Here is an 18,740-nt window from a genome sequence, read left to right as displayed (position 1 = left end):
GGGACGGTGGGGGCAAGGTATGGGACAAGGCGCCGTGCACACCGCACGCTTCACGCTCGACCCGGCTTTCACGGTCGGCCCGGTCAACCCCCGTCTGTTCGGCTCCTTCGTGGAACACCTGGGCCGTTGTGTCTACACCGGCGTCTACGAGCCGGACCACCCCACGGCCGACGCCGAAGGCCTCCGTACCGACGTCCTCGACCTCGTCCGCGAACTGGGCGTCACCACCGTGCGGTACCCCGGCGGCAACTTCGTCTCCGGCCACCGGTGGGAGGACTCCGTCGGCCCGGCCGAGGACCGTCCCCGCCGGCTCGACCTGGCCTGGCACTCCACCGAGACCAACCGCTTCGGCCTCTCCGAGTACATCGCGTTCCTGAAGAAGATCGGCCCCCGGGCCGAACCGATGATGGCCGTGAACCTGGGCACGAGGGGCGTCGCCGAGGCCCTCGAACTCATGGAGTACGCCAACCACCCCGCCGGCACCGCCCTCTCCGACCTGCGCGTGTCCCACGGCGACAAGGAGCCCTTCGGTATCGGGCTGTGGTGCCTCGGCAACGAGATGGACGGCCCCTGGCAGACCGGCCACAAGACCGCCGAGGAGTACGGCCGCCTCGCCGCCGAGACGGCCCGGGCCATGCGCCGGATCGACCCCTCCGTCGAACTGGTCGCCTGCGGCTCCTCCGGCCGGGCCATGCCCACCTTCGCCGCGTGGGAGGCGACCGTCCTGCGGGAGACGTACGACCTCGTCGACCACATCTCCCTGCACGCCTACTACGAGCCCACCGACGGCGACGTGGACTCCTTCCTCGCCTCGGCCGTCGACATGGAGTCCTTCATCGAGAACGTGGCCGCGACCGCCGACCACGTGGGTGCCGGGCTCAAGTCGAAGAAGAGGATCAACCTCTCCTTCGACGAGTGGAACGTCTGGTACCTCTCGAAGTGGGAGGAGCACGCGAGGACCGTCGAGCGGTCCGACTGGCCCGAGGCGCCCCGCCTGCTGGAGGACGCCTACAGCGTCACCGACGCGGTCGTCCTCGGCTCGCTGCTCATCGCCCTGCTCCGGCACGCCGACCGCGTCACCGTGGCCTGCCTCGCCCAGCTGGTCAACGTGATCGCCCCGATCATGACCGAGCCGGGCGGCCCGGCCTGGCGGCAGACGACGTTCTTCCCGTTCGCGCAGGCCTCGGCGTCCGGCCGCGGGGAGGTCCTCGACGTCCGGGTGGACTCACCGACGTACGAGACGAGGAAGTACGGCGAGACGGACCTGCTGCACGCCACCGCCGTCCGCGCGGCCGACGGCACGGTCACGGTCTTCGCCGTCAACCGCGACCGCACCCGGCCCCTGCCCCTCGAAGTCGCCCTGAACGGGCTCGACCTGACGGCCGTCGCCGAGCACAGCGCCCTCGCGGACGCCGACCCCGACGCCCGCAACACCCTTCAGGACCCCGAGCGGGTCACCCCGCACCCGGTCGGGGGCACCGTCCTCGCGGACGGCACCCTCACCGCCGTACTGGAGCCGCTGTCCTGGAACGTGATCAGACTGGTGTGACGGGCACTCCGCCGCTCGCCCGGCCGAGCAGCGTCAGGCTCACCGACCCGGGGCCCGACAGCGTGGTGAACTCCGACAGGACCGCCAGCGCGAGGGTGTTGGTGCCCCGGGTGCGCAGGACGCCGTTCGGCAGGACGAAGGTGTGCTGCGGGCCGACGTCGTTGATGTACTGGCCCATGTTCCAGCCGTTGAGGAAGATCTGCGCCCGGTAGGCCCGGTACGGGTCGTCCTGGAGGGTCAGGCCGATCGACGCGTCGACGTCCGCCGGCACCGACAGCCGGAACGTGGTCCGGTACCAGGTCACCCCCTGGTACCGCGCGGCCCGCGGGAAGCTCACCGTCTCCCAGTCCCGGTCGCGGAAGCCGGGCAGGTGCCAGCCCTCCCGCTCGCCGTACAGGCCGCCGTTGTTCATCGGCCCGCGCACCGGGTCGGGTGCGGCCTGGCCCTGGATGCGCCAGCTCACCTCGGGGTCGGCCCCCTTGAAGGCGGCGGCGGTGAGCCCGCGGGCGGCCTTGTGCGTGTCCAGGCCCTTGCCGTCCTGGTCGTGCTGCATGCGCCGCACCAGCACGGACAGCACATGCCGGCCGGGCGAGCGCAGCGCCTCCCGCACCGGGAAGGCGGCCGTGGCCGTCCAGCTGCCCTGCCGGACGGTCGTGTCCTTGTCCGGCACCGGCATCCGGTGCGTGCCCAGCGGTTCCCCGTCCAGCCACGCCATCAGCAGCCCCTGGGTGCCGGTGGCGTAGGCGAGGGAGACCTCGTCCAGGCCGGTGGAGTCGGTGAAGGAGCCCCGGTACCAGACGTCCCCGTAGTGGAAGCCGTAGTCGTCGGCGAACAGAACCGGCTGCCCCTCGGGCACGGGCGTGGTGCTGAACGACGTCTTCGCGTCCGCGGCCTTCCAGTCCGAGTCGTCGAAGCCGGGCCCGGCCTCCGGGTTCTCCGTCCGCATCCGCCAGCCGCCCAGCGCGGGCAGCTTCACCTCGGGCACGGCGGGCAGCAGCCCGGTGGTCATCAGGCTGCCGGACAGGGTGACCCGGGTGGGCAGCGTCCGCCCGTTCCACACCAGGCTCCCGATCCCGCGCGGCCCCCACACCTCGATGCTGGTCTCCCCGGTGACGTCACCGGTCAGATGGACCTCCGAGCCCCGGACCTCGGCGTGCCGCAGCAGCGCCGGACCGTACACCAGCAGGGTCCCGGACGGGGTGTCGTACGGGAACAGGCGCACGGCGGTGGCGTCGTCGGCGAAGAGCAGCAGCAGCGGGGTGTCGCTCTCGCCCTTCTCCACCAGTATCCGGGTCAGCCCGCCCTGGCCCAGCGGCACGTTCACATGGAGTTCGTCGTCGGCGTAGACCCAGGCGCCCTCCGGGTCCAGGCGCAGGACGAACGGCTCGACCGGGCACTTCAGCACCAGCTCGGCCATCTGGCCGGTCCGGCCGGTGAACAGCGCGACGTCCTGCCGTCCCGCCGTGAGGCACAGCAGGGGCTCGGCGGTGGCGTACTTCAGGGTCCGCTCGCCCAGCTTCAGGCCGGTGGTCAGCAGGGTGGCGTCCTTGCCGGGCACGGTGACCCGCAGGTCGCCGGCGTCGGTGGGCAGGTCGGTGGTGACCGCGTCCGCGCCGTCGTTGCGGGCGACGTACACGTGGGCGCCGGTGTCCGGGTTGGTCAGGTGGTAGACCTTCAGCCCCTCGGCCTCGACGTCCGCGGCCCGGTCGAGCTTGGCGAAGTCGGGCACGCGCTGCAGCAGATGCCCGAGCTGGTGCATCGGCGCGATCTTCGCGGTGACGTTGCGGGCCTCGTCGATCGCGGCCCCGTAGTCGTACGAGGTGTAGACGACGGGCGCGGGCAGCCAGCCCCACGACGTCCCGCCGAAGGTCATGTACACGTTGTGCAGGGTGAGCCCGTTGGCGAGGTTGGTCAGGTAGAAGCGGCGCTCGTAGGCCGCGTCCCGGGTGCGCCGCGACTCGGCGTATCCCTTGCCGTCGCACCAGGCGCCGCCCCACGGGTCGAACCAGCCGCCGCCGAACTCGGGCACGAACCCGGGCGTGGACGGCGAGGCGCTCGCCCCGCCCTTCGCCCCGCCGGGCCCGAAGGTCCCCCAGTCCGGCGGGGTCTGTGCCGGCGACGGATACCCGTCGAACCCGTACAGCCAGCCGCTCTTCTCCCCGCCGGTGCCGAACGAGCCGGGCACCCAGTAGCCGTTGCGCCCCTTGTCGTTGTGGAACAGAGGTACGTCGATCCCGTCGGCCCGGACCTTCCGGTACAGATGGGACATGTAGGCCCGGCCGGTCGCGTCGCCGGGGTGGGCGTCGTACTCGTTCTCGATCTGGTACAGCAGGACCGTGCCGGCGCCCTGTGTGTACAGGTGCCTGCGGGCGATCCGGTTCACCTGGGTGAGCCACTCGTCGACGTGGGACAGGTAGGCCGGGTCGTCGGTCCGGGCCGTCCCCTTCGTCGCCGTCAGCCACCCGGGGAAGCCGCCCGCGTCGACCTCGGCGTTGATGTACGGGCCGGGCCGCAGGATGACGTACAGGCCCGTCTCGGCGGCCGTGCGCAGGAACAGGTCGAGGTCCCGGACGCCGGTGAAGTCGTACCGGCCGGGCGCGGGGGAGTGGTAGTTCCAGGCCACGTAGATGCTGACGGTGTTGTACCCGTGGGCCCGCATCTTCTGCAGCACGTCCCGCCACAGGGACGGGCTCGGCAGCCGGAAGGGGTGCAGCTCGCCGGACCACACCACCAGCCGCCGCCCGTCCACGATCAGCGAGTGGCGGTCGTACCCGATCGTGTGGCGCGCGCCGTCGGCGCTCGGCGGGGCGGGCGCGGGCCCGGTGGGCACGCTGTGCGCCGCGAACGCCGAGGAGGCCCCGGGGCCGCCGCTGCCGCCCAGGGCGAGCCCGAGCGCGGTCGAGCCGGCCAGGGCACTGAAGGTACGTCTGCTGAGCGCCAAGGTGGATCCTCCCGGCGGTCTTACGGGGCGCGGGTGCAGGCCATTCTCCATGGCGCGACGGCCCACAATGGACCCATGAGGATCTCGGCGCGGGCGGATTACGCGGTACGGGCGGTACTGGAGCTGGCCGTACGGCAGGGTAACGGCCCGGTGAAGGCGGAGGAAATCGCCGCCGTACAGGACATCCCGCACAAGTTCCTGGAGGGCATCCTGGGCGACCTGCGCCGCGGCGGGGTCGTGGACAGCAGGCGCGGCGGGGGTGGCGGCTACCGGCTGGCGCGGAACGCGGCCGCGGTCACGGTGGCGGACGTCATCCGGGCGGTCGACGGCCCGATCGTCTCGGTCCGGGGCGAACGTCCCACGGGCCTCGCCTACACGGGCACCGCGCGGCCCCTGCTGCCGCTGTGGATCGCCCTGCGCGCGAACGTCCGCCGGATCCTGGAGGGCGTCACGATCGCCGACCTCGCGGCGGACGCGCTGCCCGAGCCGGTGCGGGCACTGGCGGCGGAACCGGCGGCCTGGGAGAACCCGTGAGGGGAGTGAACAGCCGGAAGTGAATGGCCGGAGTTGGCTCTGCCGGGTGCTCGTGGGGCTCCCTACGCTACCCACGCCTCCCTTCCTCCTTCACGGTTGACGCACAGATTCTCCAAAGGTGACGGGGCGGAGCGGAGGCGTGACCCCCCACTCGACAACCGGGAGAAACCATGGCTGGTGGATTCCTCCTGAGCGGCGCCGTCGCCGCTCTCCTGACCACCGCGCTACCCGCGCAGGGCTCCTCGTCCCCCGTGTTCGACAACCCGCCGCCGGACAAGATCGTCATCGACGTGGCCACGGTGAACGGCTCCGGCTGTCCCGCGGGCACGGCCGCGGTCGCCGTCTCGCCGGACAACACCGCCTTCACGGTGACGTACAGCAACTACCTCGCCCAGGCCGGCGGCAACTCCGACCCCACGGCGTTCCGCAAGAACTGCCAGCTGAACCTGGTGGTGCACGTGCCCCAGGGCTTCACCTACGCGGTCGCCAGCGCCGACTACCGGGGCTTCCTCTCGCTCCAGCAGGGCGCCACGGCCACCCAGAAGGCCTCGTACTACTTCCAGGGCTCCTCGCAGACGGTGCCCAGGACCCACCCCTTCAACGGTCCCTACAACGACGACTGGCAGGCCACCGACAGCACGGACTGGGCACAGCTGGTGTGGTCGCCCTGCGGGGTGCTGCGCAACTTCAACATCAACACGGAGCTGCGGGTGAGCGCGGGCAGCGCGTCCGCCGACAAGGTCAGCTTCATGACGATGGACTCGACGGACGGCGACATCAGCACGGTCTACCACCTGGCGTGGAAGGAGTGTCCCGCCAAGTAGCGGACGGGTGCGGTGCGTCGGCGCACCGCACCCGTCGCCCCCGCCGGTCAGGCGCCCGCCGCGTTGGGCCAGCTCTGCGCGTTGGGCCAGCCCGTGGCGGGCGCCGGTGACAGGCCCGTCGGGGGAGCCGGGGTGGCGGCCGGCGCCGTCATCCCGCGCACCTGGGCCGCCGTGAGCCCGCCGCGGGCCGGGACACCGGGCGGAGTGGGCGCCACGGCTGCCGCGGGCGCGGGTACCGGCACCGGTGCGGGTACGGGCACCGGCGCCGGTACCGGTGCGGGCATCGGGCCGGGCGTGGGCACCTGCGCGGGCAGCGGGACGGGCAGCGGGGCGGGCGCGGGCAGCGGGGCGGGTGCCGCCGGGAGCGGTGCCGGTTGCGGCACGGGCGCCGGCGCCGTCGGTTGCCGGGCCGGGGCCGGTGCCGGCATCGGCTGGGGCGGCGCGGGCATCGGCACCCCGGCGCCGTTGGTCTCGCTGACCAGGCGGTCCACCGCCGCCGTACCCGAGCTGTAGCTGGTCCCGGTGCCCAGCTCGGGTACGGCGGCTCCCCTCCTGGACCCGTAGAGCACCTGCTCCAGGCCGGACACCAGGCGACGCACGTCGACCTGGGGGCGCACCACGAGTCTCAGGAAGCGGCTGGAGGAGCCGATCTTGTTGCCGCACTCACGGACCAGGATCCGGTGCTCGGTGAGCATCCGGTCCCGGACCACGGTGCCCTCGGCTCCCACCGGAAGGCGTACGAAGAGGAAGTTGCCCTGGGAGGGGTAGACCGTCAGGCCGGGAAGCGCGGAGAGGTGGCTGGCCATCTCCAGGCGGTCCCGGCGGACCTGCAGCAGGCTCTGCGCGTACTCCTGGCCGTGGTCGCGCAGCATGAACACCACGTGCTCGGCGAAGGAGTTGAGGTTCCACTTGGGCAGCATCGAGCGGACCTTGCCCGCCAGCGCCGGGTTGGCGACCAGGTAGCCGAAGCGGATCCCGTGCAGGCCGAAGTTCTTGCCGAGGCTGCGCAAGACGATCACGTTGGGGCGGAGCATCGCCTCCTGCACCACGCTCGGCTCGGCCTCCGCGTCGGCGAACTCCAGGAAGGACTCGTCCACCACCACCAGGTCCAGGTCCGCCATCGCGTCCAGGAACTGCACCACCTGCTGCCGGCGCAGATAGCCGCCGTCCGGGTTGTTCGGGTTGCACAGCACGGCCACCCGGGTGCCCCGGGCGCGGATGAACTCGGCGTACCGGGCGAGGTCCAGGCCGAAGTCGTTCGCCTCCTGGAGAGGGAACATGTCGACCCGCTTGCCGGTCTCCATCGGCTGGTCGGTCCAGCGGCCGAAGGTGGGGACCGGGACGGCGAGGGACTCACGGACCAGCAGGTGGTCGATCCAGGTGATCAGCTCCGTCGAGCCGTTGCCCATGGCCACGCACTGCGGCGGCAGCTGGAGCAGCCCGCACAGCTCGCTGGTGATGGTGTCGGCACTGCTGGGGTAGTACGTGACGATCTCGCGCAGCCGGACCGACATCTCCTCGAACATCGCCGGGGTGGGGAAGTACGGGTTGCAGGGGATGCAGAAGTCCACCGGGCCGGTCCCGTCGCCGCCCTCCCGCGTCAACGCCGCCATCGAGGGGCTGTGCGCGGCGGTGCCGCCGAACAACGAGGTGACGTTGCCGGTCAAAGGAGACCTCCGTTCAGGGCGGCCCGTGCGGGGGAGCACGGGCCGCCCATGGATACGGAGGAGGCGTCAGTGGCGTTCAACTCACCTGCGGTGTGAGCCGGTTCACGCCTCGAAGGTGTGGATCGTCGTCGTCCGGTACGTCCGGCCCGGCCGCAGCACGGTCGAGGGGAACGACGGCTCGTTCGGCGAGTCGGGGAAGTGCTGGGTCTCCAGCGCCAGACCGTCGCCCTGCCGGTACGTGCGGCCGGACCGGCCGACGAGGGTGCCGTCGAGGAAGTTGCCCGAGTAGAACTGCACACCGGGCTGGTCGGTGAAGATCTTCAGGGTGCGTCCGGACCCCGGGTCGCGCAGCGTCACCACGTGTTCCGGCCGTGCGGTCACCCCCTTGTCGAGCACGAAGTTGTGGTCGTACCCCTTGGCGGTGACCAGCTGGGGGTGACCGGTGCGGATGTCCCGGCCGATCGGCTTGGTACGGGTGAAGTCGAACGGGGTGCCCGCGGTCCTCGCCAGCTCGCCCGTCGGGATCAGGCCCGCATCGGTGGGGGTGTACCGGCCGGCGGCCAGCCAGAGTTCGTGGTCGTAGATGCTGCCGCTGCCTTCACCCGCGAGGTTGTAGTAGGTGTGGTTGGTGAGGTTGACGACCGTCGGCCTGTCGGTGGTGGCCTCGTAGTCGATCCGCCAGTCGCCGTGCCGGTTCAGGGTGAAGGTGACCTTGGTCCGCAGCGTGCCGGGATAGCCCATCTCCCCGTCGGCGCTGGTGTAGTACAGGTGCAGGCCGACGTCGGAGCCGGAGGTGAACGGCTCGACGTCCCACACCTTGGTGTTGAAGCCCTTGGCGCCGCCGTGCAGGCTGTTCACCCCGTCGTTGACGGACAGCTGGTAGGTGGTGCCGTCCAGGGTGAACCGGCCCTTGGCGATGCGGTTGCCGTAGCGGCCGATGGTCGCGCCGAAGTACGTGGTCCCGGCCACGTAGGCGGCGAGATCGGCGTAGCCGAGCGAGACGTTCGCGTAGCGGCCGTGCCGGTCCGGGATCTCCAGGGACTGGACGATGCCGCCGTAGGAGAGGACCTTCAGGCGGGTGCCGCCGTTCTGCAGCGACCAGCGGTGGACCTTGGTGCCGTCGGCGAGCGTGCCGAACAGCTCCTTGACCGGCTTCCCGCCGGTGGAGGCCTGGGCCGTGCCGCCGAGAGCGGTGGCGGCGAGGCCCGCCGCCGCGGCGCCGGCGATGACGGTGCGTCTGTTCAGTTCCATGTGCGGCTCCCCTTTTCTTGGGCGCTCGGTTCGCCTCCGGGGCGCCGGATCCGCCCCTTCGGCTCACTCGCTTGCTTACGAACCGGACTTGCGCTTGTTCCACACGTCGAATCCGACCGCCAGCAGCAGGGCGAAGCCCTTGATGACCTGCTGCCAGTCGGTGCCGACGCTGAGGAGGTTCATGCCGTTGTTCAGCACGCCGAGGACGAGACCGCCGATGATCGCGCCGAGGACGGTGCCGACACCGCCGCTCATGGACGCGCCGCCGATGAACGACGAGGCGATCGCCTCGAGTTCGTAGTTCAGGCCCGCCTTCGGCGAGGCCGCGTTGAGGCGGGCGGCGATCGCCAGACCCGCCAGGGCCGCGAGCGCGCCCATGTTCAGGAAGACGTAGAAGGTGACCTTCCTGTCCTTGATGCCGGACAGCTTGGCCGCCGGCAGGTTGCCGCCGATCGCGTAGATGTGGCGGCCGAAGACGGCGTTGCGCATCACGTAGCCGTAGCCGACGACCAGGACGCCGAGGATGATCAGCACGATCGGGGCGCCCTTGTAGCTGGCGAGCAGCAGCGTGAGGGTGAGGACCGCGGCGACCAGGGCGACCAGCTTGAGCAGGAAGAGCCGGGCGGGCAGGACGTCCAGGGCGAACTCCTGCTGCCGGCGCCGGTCGCGCACCTCCTGCCACACCACGGCGGCGATCAGGACGAGGCCGAGGAGCAGCGTGAGGTTGTGGTAGTTGGTGTCCGGGCCGGCTTCGGGCAGGAAGCCGGTGAACGTCTTCTGCAGGCCGTCGGGGAACGGGCCGAGGGTCTGGCCCTTGAGCAGGATCTCCGTGAACCCGCGGAAGATCAGCATCCCGGCGAGGGTGACGATGAACGACGGTATGCCGAGGTACGCGATGAAGAACCCCTGCGCCGCCCCGGCCGCCGCGCCCACCAGCAGGCACAGCACCACGGCGAGCGGCCAGGCCACGCTGTGCTGCACCGTCAGCACGGCCGCGAACGCGCCCACGAACGCGGTCAGCGAGCCGACCGACAGGTCGATGTGCCCGGCGATGATCACCAGCATCATGCCGATGGCGAGGATCAGGACGTAGGCGTTCTGCAGCACCAGGTTGGAGACGTTGTGCGGCAGCAGCAGGTCCCCGTCGGTCCAGATCGCGAAGAGGGCCACGATCAGGCCGAGCGCGATCAGCATGCCGTACTGGCGCATGTTGCGGCGCAGGCCGTCCAGCATCAGCCGGAGCAGGCCCCCCTCGGCGGCCGATCCGCTTCCGCCCGGCGGCGCGGGGGCCGGGCTCTTGGCGGTCACATCCGTGCTCATCGCGTTACCTCTTTGTCCTTCTCGTCCTTCGTCATGTGGCGCATCAGCACTTCCTGCGTGGCCTCGGCCCGGGGCACCTCTCCGGTCAGCCGTCCCGCGGCCATCGTGTAGATGCGGTCGCACATGCCGAGCAGTTCGGGCAGCTCGGAGGAGATGAAGACGACCGCCTTGCCCTGGGCCGCGAGCCGGTCGATGACCGTGTAGATCTCGTACTTGGCGCCCACGTCGATGCCGCGCGTGGGCTCGTCCAGGATCAGCACGTCCGGACCGGTGAAGATCCACTTGCTGAGGACGACCTTCTGCTGGTTGCCGCCCGACAGCTTGCCCACCGGCTCGAAGACGGTCGGCGCCTTGATGTTCATGGTGGTGCGGAAGCCCTCGGAGACCTGCCGCTCCTCGTGCTCGTCGACGATGCCCCGCTTGGCGACCTTGCTCAGCGCGGTCAGCGAGATGTTGCGGTTGATGGTGTCGATGAGGTTGAGGCCGTAGTGCTTGCGGTCCTCGGTGACGTAGGCGATGCCGTGCCCGACCGCCTCCGCGACGGACTTCGTACGGATCTCCCGGCCGTCCTTGAGGACCGTGCCGCCCGCGTAACGCCCGTAGGTGCGGCCGAAGACGCTCATCGCGAGTTCGGTGCGGCCGGCGCCCATCAGGCCGGCGATCCCGACGATCTCCCCGCGGCGGACTTCGATCGACACGTCGTCCACGACCTTGCGCTGCTGGTCGATCGGGTGGTGCACGGTCCAGTTGCGGATCTGAAGCGCCGGTGCCGCGCCCTCCTCGGGATGGTGCGGCGTGCGCTCGGGGAAGCGGTGGTCGAGGTCGCGGCCGACCATGCCGGCGATGATCCGCTCCTCGGTGGTCTCCGGCGCCTTCACGTCGAGGGTCTCGATGGAGCGGCCGTCCCGGATGATCGTCACCGAGTCGGCGGCCTTGCGGATCTCGTTCAGCTTGTGGGAGATGATGATCGAGGTGATGCCCTGGTTCTTCAGTTCCAGGATCAGGTCGAGGAGTTTGCCGCTGTCCTCGTCGTTCAGGGCCGCCGTCGGCTCGTCCAGGATCAGCAGCTTCACCTCCTTCGCCAGCGCCTTGGCGATCTCGACGAGCTGCTGCTTGCCCACGCCGATGTCGGCGACGCGGGTCTCCGGGTGCTCGTGCAGCCCGACCCGGCGCAGCAGTGCGGTGGCGTGCCTGAGGGTGTCGTTCCAGTTGATGAGCCCGCGCCGGGCGTGCTCATTGCCGAGGAAGATGTTCTCCGCGATGGAGAGGTACGGCACCAGCGCCAGCTCCTGGTGGATGATGACGATGCCGTGCTGCTCGCTCGCCCGGATGTCCTTGAACCGGCAGACCTCTCCCTCGAAGAGGATGTCCCCCTCGTAACTGCCGTAGGGGTGGACGCCGGAGAGCACCTTCATCAAGGTGGACTTGCCGGCGCCGTTCTCCCCGCAGATGGCGTGGACCTCGCCCTGCCGCACGGTCAGGGTGACGTCCGACAGCGCCTTGACGCCGGGAAAGGTCTTGACGATCGAGCGCATTTCCAGGACGGGTCCCGCCATGGTCGTGCCTTCCAGTCAGTGGGGCCAACAAAGGGGCCGGACAGTGGGTCCGGACAGTGGGTCCGAACAGGGGTCCGGCGGGGACTACTTCAGCTGGGCGTCGGTGTAGTAGCCGGTCTTGACCAGCGCGTCCTCGTAGTTGGTCTTGTCGACGCTCACCGGCTGGAGCAGGTAGGCGGGCACGACCTTGGTCCCGTTGTCGTACGACTTGGTGTCGTTGATCTCGGGCTTCTTGCCCTTGAGCACGTCGTCGACCATGGTCGCGGCGACCTTGGCGAGCTTGCGGATGTCCTTGTAGACCGTCTGCGTCTGCTCACCCGCGATGATCGACTTCACCGAGGCCAGCTCGGCGTCCTGGCCGGTGATCACCGGCAGCGCCTTGCCGCCCGAGCCGTAGCCGTCCGACTTGAGCGCGGACAGGATGCCGATGGAGATGCCGTCGTAGGGCGACAGGACCGCGTCGACCCTCTGCGACGTGTAGTGCGCGGTGAGGATGTCGTCCATGCGCCGCTGCGCGGTCGCGCCGTCCCAGCGCAGGGTGACGACCTGGTTCAGGGCGGTCTGGCCGGAGCGGACGACCAGCTGCTTCTTGTCCATGTACGGCTTCAGGACGCTCATCGCGCCGTCGAAGAAGTACCGGGTGTTGTTGTCGTCGTTGGAGCCGGCGAACAGCTCGATGTTGAACGGGCCCTTCTTGCCGCTGTCCAGGCCCAGTTTGTGCACGATGTACGTGCCCTGGAGCCTGCCGACCTTCTCGTTGTCGAAGGACGCGTAGTAGTCGACGTTCTTGGTGCCGAGGATCAGCCGGTCGTAGGAGATGACCGGGATGTGGGCGTCCGCGGCCTCCTGGAGCACGCTGTTGAGGGACTTGTTGTCGATGGCCGCGACGATCAGGCCCTTGACGCCCTGCGTGATGAGGTTCTCGATCTGCGAGACCTGGGTCTCCGGGTCGTCCTCGCCGTAGACCAGCTTGGTCTTGTAGCCCTTGGCCCGGAGCTCCTTGACGACGTTGTTGCCGTCGGCGATCCAGCGCTCGGAGGACTTGGTCGGCATGGCGATGCCGATGGTGCCGCCCTTGCTGTCGCCCGCCTTCTCCTTGCTGCCGCCCTCGCCGCTCTGGCCGCAGGCGGTCAGGGTGAGGGCGAGCGAGGCGGCTCCGGCTATGGCGGCGAGTGCGGCTCTGCGGTTGCGCATGGTGATCCGTCCTTGGTCGTCTCGTCGTGGAGAGGTCACGCGGTGGTGGGGAAGCGGTGCAGGGTTCCGGGCAGCCGGGAGCCGAGCGGCGCCATGTCGCCGTCCGCGCCGTGCCGGGCGAGCAGGTCCAGGGCGAGCCGGCCGCGCCGCACCCGCTCCCGGGCGGTGTCCAGGGTCACGTCCCGCAGGTGGGTGCCCCACGGGTAGATGCCGGGCGCCTTGGACAGGCCGAACTTCAGGTAGAGCGGGGCGCCGCGCCGGATCAGCTCGGCGACCTCGTACATCCGGACGTAGCCGCCGAGGTCGTCGGGTGCCTCGATGTACATGTCCATCGGGGCGCCCGACGTCCGGCGGATCTCCGTGAGGTGATCCAGCGTCAGGTCGCTGGGCACGTTGACCGAGTCGGCGCCGAGCCGCTCGTAGACGGCGTACGACGCCGGGTTGACCGGTCCGATGAGCGCGGAGACCTTCAGGGTCGTGTCGGCCGGGATGATCCCCGCCTCGCGCGCCCGGTGCAGGGTCCACAGCACGCCCTCGTCGGCGACCAGCAGGCACTTCACGCCCAGTTCGGTCGCCCGGACGGCGTCCTCGACGCAGCCGGCGACGGCGTCGTGGCCGCGGGCGCGCAGTCCGGCCCCCCGCGAGTCGGAGCGCACCGAGCCGCCGGTGTCCCAGGTGCCGCGCGGGCCGGTGAACAGGCAGAGCTCGATGTCGCGTGCCGCGGTGGCGTCGACCATCTCGGTGATCTCGGCGTCGGTGAGCATCCACACGCCGCTGCCCTGGCTGATCCGGTGGATCGGCACGTCGAGGCGGGAGGACTCCTTCAGGACGACCGCCAGCGCCTCGGGACCCTCGCACGAGGGGATCTCGGTGCGCCAGCGGCCACCGCCCGGGAAGCAGTGGGCGGAGGTGTCGGCGGGGTCGAGGGCGGGCGCGTCCAGGCCGAGTGCGGTGAGCACCGGCTCGCCGGGCCTGCGGGCTGCCGGGGCGGAAGCGTCGGTCACTGGCTGTCCTTCGTGTTCGGTATTTCGGACAAGGTTCGTGCCTTGGGGCGCGAAAAAGGCCTGGTGGTACGCCGGTCGGGCCGCCGTCAGGTCGCGCCCCGGCCGGCGTACGTCTCAGGGGCGGAGCAGCACCTTGCCCACCTTCGGATCGCCGGCCCCGACCAGCTCGATGGCCCGCGGGAACTCGGTCAGCGGCAGCTCGTGCGTGATCAGCGGCAGCGGGTCCAGCAGTCCGGCGCCGAAAACGCGCACGGTGTGCGCCCAGGCGTCCGGCGGTGCCCCGAAGACCGTGTGCACCTCCAGCTGACGTACGACCAGACCGGTCGGGTCGAGCCCGTCCGCGCCCGGCGCCGGGATCCCGGTGAGGACCAGCCGGCCGCCGCGCCGCAGCAGTGCGGCGGCGGTGCGCGCGGCGGACGCGGACCCGGCGGTCTCGATGACGACGTCGAGGTCGTCGGGGAGCCGCTGGTCCCCCAGCCGGAAGTCGGTGGCCCCGAACCGCCGTGACAGCGCCTCCCGGTCGTACCGGGTGCCGACCACCAGCAGCTCGGCCGGTGAGACCGCCTTCAGGAACTGCACGGCGAACATCCCGAGGGTGCCCGTGCCGACCACCGCGACCCGCTCGCCCGGCCGGGCGCCCGCCTTCAGCGCGGCGGCCGCGACACAGGCGGCCGGCTCCAGCAGGGCGGCGGCACCGAGGTCGGCGTCGTCCGGCAGGGGGTGCAGCAGGCGGGCCGGCAGGGTGAGGGTGGCGGCCATGGCGCCCGGCTGGGTGAAGCCGGTCTCCTCGTAGCCGTCCGTGCACAGCGTGGTCTCGCCCGCGTGACAGCGGTCGCAGACCTGGCAGTTGCGGAACCCCTCGCCGACGACCTTCCGGCCGAGCAGCGACGACGGCACCCCGGCGCCCACCGCCCGCACGGTCCCGGACCACTCGTGCCCGGGGACGAGCGGGTAACGGACGTACTCTTCGGGCCGGTTGCCCTGGTACACCTCGCGGTCGCTGCCGCAGATGCCGACGGCGTGCACGGCGACGAGCGCCTCGCCGGGGCCGGGCTCGCGGGGTGTGTGCTCCTCCACCCGGTGCTCGCCGGGCGCGGGGACGACGACCTGGGAGCCGGCCGGGCTCACTGCGTGCCCTTCGGCTTGCGCTGCTCCCAGCCCTCGGCCCACAGGTCGAACCGGGCCTGCTGCTGCGGGAACTCGGCGGCGGCGTCGACGTCCAGCTCGACACCGAGCCCCGGCGCGTCGGAGAGGTGGAAGTAGCCGTCGACGACCTCGGGCGCGCCCTTGACCACCTTCTTGATCTCCGCGTCCGCGAAGTCGTTGAAGTGTTCGAGGATCTTGAAGTTGGGGGAGGTGAAGCCGACCTGGAGCGAGGCGGCCGTCAGCACGGAGCCGCCCACGTTGTGCGGGGCGACCAGCATGTAGTGCGTCTCGGCGGTCGCCGCCAGCTTGCGGGTCTCCCAGATGCCGCCGATGTGGCCGACGTCGGGCTGGATGACGTCCACGGCCTGGCTGTCGAAGAGTTCGCGGAACTCGATGCGGTCGTGGATGCGCTCACCGGTGGCGACCGGGATGTCCACCTTGGCGGCCACCTTCTCCAGCGCCTTCAGGTTCTCCGGCGGGACCGGCTCCTCCAGCCAGGCCGGCTTGAAGGGCGCCATCTCCTTGGCCAGCCGCACGGCGGTGGCGGGGGAGAAGCGGCCGTGCATCTCCAGCATCAGCTCGGCCTCCGGGCCGATCGCGTCGCGCACGGCCTCGATGAGCGACACGGCGTACAGGCTCTGCCGGTGGTCCAGCTCGAAGTGCCCGGTGCCGAACGGGTCGATCTTCAGCGCCCGGTAACCGCGCTCCATCACCCCCTGGGCCGCCTTGTGGTACGCCTCCGGCGTTCGCTCGGTCGTGTACCACCCGTTGGCGTACGCCTTGACCCTGTCGGTGACCTTGCCGCCGAGCAGCTGCCAGACCGGCACGCCCAGCGCCTTGCCCTTGATGTCCCAGCACGCCATCTCGACGACCGCGATGCCGGACATCACGATCTCCCCCGCGCGGCCGTAGTCGCCGTACTTCATGCGGCGCACCAGGTCCTCGACGGAGAAGGGGTCGGAGCCGAGAATGTGGTTGGCCTCGGCCTCCCGCAGATAGCCGATCAGCGCATCGGTGTGACCGAGCATCCGGGTCTCGCCGACTCCCGTGACCCCCTCGTCGGTGTGCACCTGGACGTAGGTCAGGTTGCGCCACGGCGTCCCGACCACGTGTGTGCTGATTCCGGTGATGCGCACGGCGGTTGCCCCTCAGCTGTTCGAGATTTCGTCACACGTTCGAAATGCTGGCGTGACAGTAAGGACGGGGCGGTGGGAGTGTCAATGGGGCGCACAGGTAACGGTTTCGACAAGGATTTCGACAATTCTTTCGCTGCTCTACGAAACCTTCACAGCGGCGCCTAGGAACGTGACCGATGCGGACTCTAGTCTTCCCGCGTCATGGACTACTGCCACCCGTGCCAACGGCACCTCAACGGCGCCCTGGCCTGCCCCGGGTGCGGAACACCGGCGCGCGCGACCGCGGAAGCGGAGGCGCCGGCCACGCATGCCTACGCGGGTGCGGCAGGATACGGCGGGCAGGTTCCCCACCAGACGTACACCGCACACCAGAGCTATGCCCAGCCCCAGGCCCATGCCGCGCCCCAGGGGCATGACGGGACCCAGGGGTATGACGGGACCCAAAATTACGACGGGCCGCAGGGTTACGACGGGCCGCAGGGTTACGACGCGCCGCAGGACTACGTTGTCACCCCCGCGTACGAACCGGAGGGTCCGGACGGGACGGAGGAACCGGAGCCCGTGCCCCGCGCGGAGTCCGGGCCCGACCCCGAGAACGACCCCGACTCCGACTCCGAACCCGGCTCCGGTGGTCGGGCCGCCCGGCGCCGGACGCGGGGCACCGTCACCGTCAGCCCCGCCGAGGCCGACTCCAGCCGGCGTGACCGCAAGGCCGCCGCACACCGCCGCCGGCGCCGCCGTACCGTGCTGATCGCGGCGGGCTTCGTCCTGGCCGCGGGCGGGCTCAGCTTCGCCGAGCTGGGCACGGACGCGCCCTTCTCGCCCTTCTCCAGCGGCAATCCGGACCCGGCCGGCGACACCTCGGCCGACGGCGGATCGTCCTCCACGGCCCCCGGTCACAGCGCGGACCCGCTGAACAACACCTCCGGTACCGCGCCGGGCGCGGGCGCCTCCGCCTCCCCGGACGCCTCGGCCTCCGCGTCCGCCTCGGCGTCCCCGAAGCACAAGGACTCCGCGTCCCCGTCCGCCAAGGCCACCGACAAGGCCGCGCAGTCGGCCACGGCGGGCTCCGGTGCGACCCCCACGTCCCCCGCCGCCCCGGCGACGACCGCGCCCGCGCCCACCCCGAGCAGCGCCCCGGCGACATCCGCCCCGCCCCCGCGCCCGACGCCCACCAAGACGTGCAACCGTTTCCTGTGGTGGTGCACCTGAGCGCTCGCGCCCCCCGGGCGCCCGGCCCCGGCTCCCCCGCCCTCCGCCATCCGGGGTATCCGTGACACCCGCGGGCCCTCACGGCGGTTGAGTCGAACAGGTACCTCTCGCCGTACCGATCCCGGGAGCGCCCGATGCCGCCACGGGCGTTGGCACGAGAGGGCGCAGCGAGCAGCGGCTCAGTCGAGGAGTGCGGATGACGCAGGAGATCACCGTCCACGGTACGGTCGCCGAGGGCTTCGAGGCGGTGCGCGAGGAGTTCGCCTCCTTCGTCGCCGGGGAACGGGACGACTACGAGGGCCAGTTGTGCGCCTACGTCCACGGCAGGCGGGTCGTCGACCTGTGGGCGGGCTGCCGGGCCGACTCCCTGTACGGCGTGTTCTCCTCCACCAAGGGCGCCGCGCACCTGGTGGTCGCCCTGCTGGTGCAGGACGGCACGCTGGAGCTGGACCGCAAAGTGACCTACTACTGGCCCGAGTTCGCCGCCGAGGGCAAGGGCGCGGTGACGCTGCGGGAGCTGCTGGCACACCGGGCGGGGCTGATCGGGATCGACGCCGGGTTCTCCGCCGAGGAGCTGGCCGACGACCGGGCGATCGCCGAACGGCTCGCGGACCAGAAGCCGTTCTGGCGGCCGGGGACGGCCTTCGGCTACCACGCGCTGGTGATCGGCGCGCTCACCGGAGAGGTGGTACGCCGGGCCACGGGCCACACGCTCCAGGAGGTCTACGAGGAGCGGGTGCGCGCGCCCTACGGCACGGACTTCTTCCTGGGGCTGCCCGACTCGGAGGAGCCCCGCTTCCGCCCGGTCCAGCCGATGCTCCCGACCCCCGAGCAGCAGACGCTGCTGGCGGCCCAGCCGGCCGGGCCGCACACGCTGACCTCGATCGCCTTCAACGGACATGTGCCGGAGCCGGGCACACTGGCGGAGTTCGCCAACTCCCGGCGGGTCCGCGCCAAGGGGCCGGCCTCGGCGGGCGGGGTCGCCTCCGCGCGCGGGCTCGCGAAGATGTACGCGTCGGCGATCAGCGAGGTGGACGACCGGTCGCCGCTGCTGAAGCCGGACACGGTCGCCGAGGTGGGGCAGATCCACTCCGTCGGCTACGACCTGGTGGCCCGTGCCCACAAGTCCTACGGGCTCGGCTTCCAGGCGACCTCGGACATGTGGCACCCGTTCCTGGGCGCGGGCACCTTCGGCCACAGCGGCGCGGGCGGTTCCCAGGCCTTCGCCGACCCCCGCAGCGCGCTCGCCTACGGCTACACCCGCCGCCGCATGTCCTTCCCGGGCGGCGCGGCCCCGGAGAACGACAGGCTGGCGAGAGCGGTGCACCGGGCCGTACTGGCCGGCTGAGCCGAAGAAGAGGCCGCACCCCACGTCCAGGGGTGCGGCCTCCACATGGTGCAACGAC

At 71.1% G+C, this 18,740-nt stretch carries 14 protein-coding genes; 5 read left to right on the top strand and 9 right to left on the bottom strand.

Annotated features, from left to right (window positions below; genetic code table 11):
• The first annotated feature begins 34 nt into the window (after nucleotides 1-34).
• A complete protein-coding gene (locus AB0N17_RS36205; protein WP_366015872.1) occupies nucleotides 35-1,549 on the top strand; it encodes an alpha-N-arabinofuranosidase in 1,515 nt (504 codons plus the stop codon).
• Here the strand turns inward: AB0N17_RS36205 and AB0N17_RS36200 are convergent.
• Nucleotides 1,536-4,490 (bottom strand): beta-galactosidase, encoded by a 2,955-nt coding sequence (locus tag AB0N17_RS36200; protein WP_366015871.1) that lies wholly within the window; start codon nucleotides 4,488-4,490, stop codon nucleotides 1,536-1,538. The genes AB0N17_RS36205 and AB0N17_RS36200 overlap by 14 nt on opposite strands.
• Nucleotides 4,491-4,565: 75 nt before the next feature.
• On the opposite strand from AB0N17_RS36200, the gene AB0N17_RS36195 reads away from it, so the two are divergent.
• Entirely contained in the window at nucleotides 4,566-5,024 is a 459-nt protein-coding gene (locus AB0N17_RS36195) for an Rrf2 family transcriptional regulator (protein WP_366015869.1), read from the top strand.
• A gap of 170 nt (nucleotides 5,025-5,194) precedes the next feature.
• Nucleotides 5,195-5,848, top strand: coding sequence for a DUF4360 domain-containing protein (locus AB0N17_RS36190; protein WP_366015868.1), 654 nt, complete (start codon nucleotides 5,195-5,197; stop codon nucleotides 5,846-5,848).
• A gap of 47 nt (nucleotides 5,849-5,895) precedes the next feature.
• Here AB0N17_RS36190 and AB0N17_RS36185 read toward each other — a convergent pair whose 3' ends face one another.
• From AB0N17_RS36185 to AB0N17_RS36150, 8 genes are all read right to left on the bottom strand, one after another.
• The gene (locus tag AB0N17_RS36185; RefSeq protein ID WP_366015867.1) at nucleotides 5,896-7,515 is read right to left on the bottom strand and encodes a histidinol-phosphate transaminase; all 1,620 of its coding nucleotides are present in this window, start codon (nucleotides 7,513-7,515) and stop codon (nucleotides 5,896-5,898) included.
• A gap of 102 nt (nucleotides 7,516-7,617) precedes the next feature.
• A complete protein-coding gene (locus AB0N17_RS36180) occupies nucleotides 7,618-8,766 on the bottom strand; it encodes an aldose epimerase family protein (RefSeq protein ID WP_366015866.1) in 1,149 nt (382 codons plus the stop codon).
• A gap of 75 nt (nucleotides 8,767-8,841) precedes the next feature.
• On the bottom strand, nucleotides 8,842-10,086 hold the full coding sequence (gene mmsB / locus AB0N17_RS36175; protein WP_366015865.1) for a multiple monosaccharide ABC transporter permease: 1,245 nt from the start codon (nucleotides 10,084-10,086) through the stop codon (nucleotides 8,842-8,844).
• Nucleotides 10,083-11,642, bottom strand: coding sequence for a multiple monosaccharide ABC transporter ATP-binding protein (gene mmsA, locus AB0N17_RS36170; RefSeq protein ID WP_366015864.1), 1,560 nt, complete (start codon nucleotides 11,640-11,642; stop codon nucleotides 10,083-10,085). The genes mmsB and mmsA overlap by 4 nt, the downstream gene beginning before the upstream one ends.
• 84 nt (nucleotides 11,643-11,726) lie before the next feature.
• Nucleotides 11,727-12,836 carry a multiple monosaccharide ABC transporter substrate-binding protein gene (chvE, locus tag AB0N17_RS36165; protein ID WP_366015863.1) on the bottom strand — a complete coding sequence of 370 codons (1,110 nt, stop codon included), beginning with the start codon at nucleotides 12,834-12,836 and terminating at the stop codon, nucleotides 11,727-11,729.
• A 35-nt stretch (nucleotides 12,837-12,871) separates the two neighbouring features.
• Nucleotides 12,872-13,840: a hypothetical protein gene (locus AB0N17_RS36160; protein ID WP_366015862.1), complete on the bottom strand. Its 969-nt coding sequence runs from the start codon at nucleotides 13,838-13,840 to the stop codon at nucleotides 12,872-12,874.
• Nucleotides 13,841-13,954: 114 nt separating this feature from the next.
• A complete protein-coding gene (locus AB0N17_RS36155; protein WP_366015861.1) occupies nucleotides 13,955-14,968 on the bottom strand; it encodes an alcohol dehydrogenase catalytic domain-containing protein in 1,014 nt (337 codons plus the stop codon).
• Nucleotides 14,965-16,122: a mandelate racemase/muconate lactonizing enzyme family protein gene (locus AB0N17_RS36150; protein ID WP_366015860.1), complete on the bottom strand. Its 1,158-nt coding sequence runs from the start codon at nucleotides 16,120-16,122 to the stop codon at nucleotides 14,965-14,967. Before AB0N17_RS36150 ends, AB0N17_RS36155 begins: the two co-directional genes overlap by 4 nt.
• Before the next feature lie 201 nt (nucleotides 16,123-16,323).
• Here AB0N17_RS36150 and AB0N17_RS36145 point away from each other — a divergent pair, with 201 nt between their 5' ends.
• Nucleotides 16,324-17,334 (top strand): hypothetical protein, encoded by a 1,011-nt coding sequence (locus tag AB0N17_RS36145; RefSeq protein WP_366015859.1) that lies wholly within the window; start codon nucleotides 16,324-16,326, stop codon nucleotides 17,332-17,334.
• Between the two features lie 196 nt (nucleotides 17,335-17,530).
• Nucleotides 17,531-18,682, top strand: a complete 1,152-nt coding sequence (locus tag AB0N17_RS36140) for a serine hydrolase domain-containing protein (RefSeq protein WP_366015858.1) — start codon at nucleotides 17,531-17,533, stop codon at nucleotides 18,680-18,682.
• Nucleotides 18,683-18,740 lie beyond the last annotated feature (58 nt).

It is taken from the genome of Streptomyces sp. NPDC051133 (assembly GCF_040682635.1).
Taxonomy (GTDB): domain Bacteria; phylum Actinomycetota; class Actinomycetes; order Streptomycetales; family Streptomycetaceae; genus Streptomyces.
This window is presented reverse-complemented; position numbering and strand designations above follow the sequence as displayed.

Coding starts and splice junctions, on each gene's coding strand:
- AB0N17_RS36195 (WP_366015869.1), top strand. CDS start 4,566: ATGAGGATCTCGGCGCGGGCGGATTACGCGGTACGGGCGGTACTGGAG.
- AB0N17_RS36190 (WP_366015868.1), top strand. CDS start 5,195: ATGGCTGGTGGATTCCTCCTGAGCGGCGCCGTCGCCGCTCTCCTGACC.
- AB0N17_RS36180 (WP_366015866.1), bottom strand. CDS start 8,766: ATGGAACTGAACAGACGCACCGTCATCGCCGGCGCCGCGGCGGCGGGC.
- mmsB (WP_366015865.1), bottom strand. CDS start 10,086: ATGAGCACGGATGTGACCGCCAAGAGCCCGGCCCCCGCGCCGCCGGGC.
- mmsA (WP_366015864.1), bottom strand. CDS start 11,642: ATGGCGGGACCCGTCCTGGAAATGCGCTCGATCGTCAAGACCTTTCCC.
- chvE (WP_366015863.1), bottom strand. CDS start 12,836: ATGCGCAACCGCAGAGCCGCACTCGCCGCCATAGCCGGAGCCGCCTCG.
- AB0N17_RS36145 (WP_366015859.1), top strand. CDS start 16,324: ATGGACTACTGCCACCCGTGCCAACGGCACCTCAACGGCGCCCTGGCC.
- AB0N17_RS36140 (WP_366015858.1), top strand. CDS start 17,531: ATGACGCAGGAGATCACCGTCCACGGTACGGTCGCCGAGGGCTTCGAG.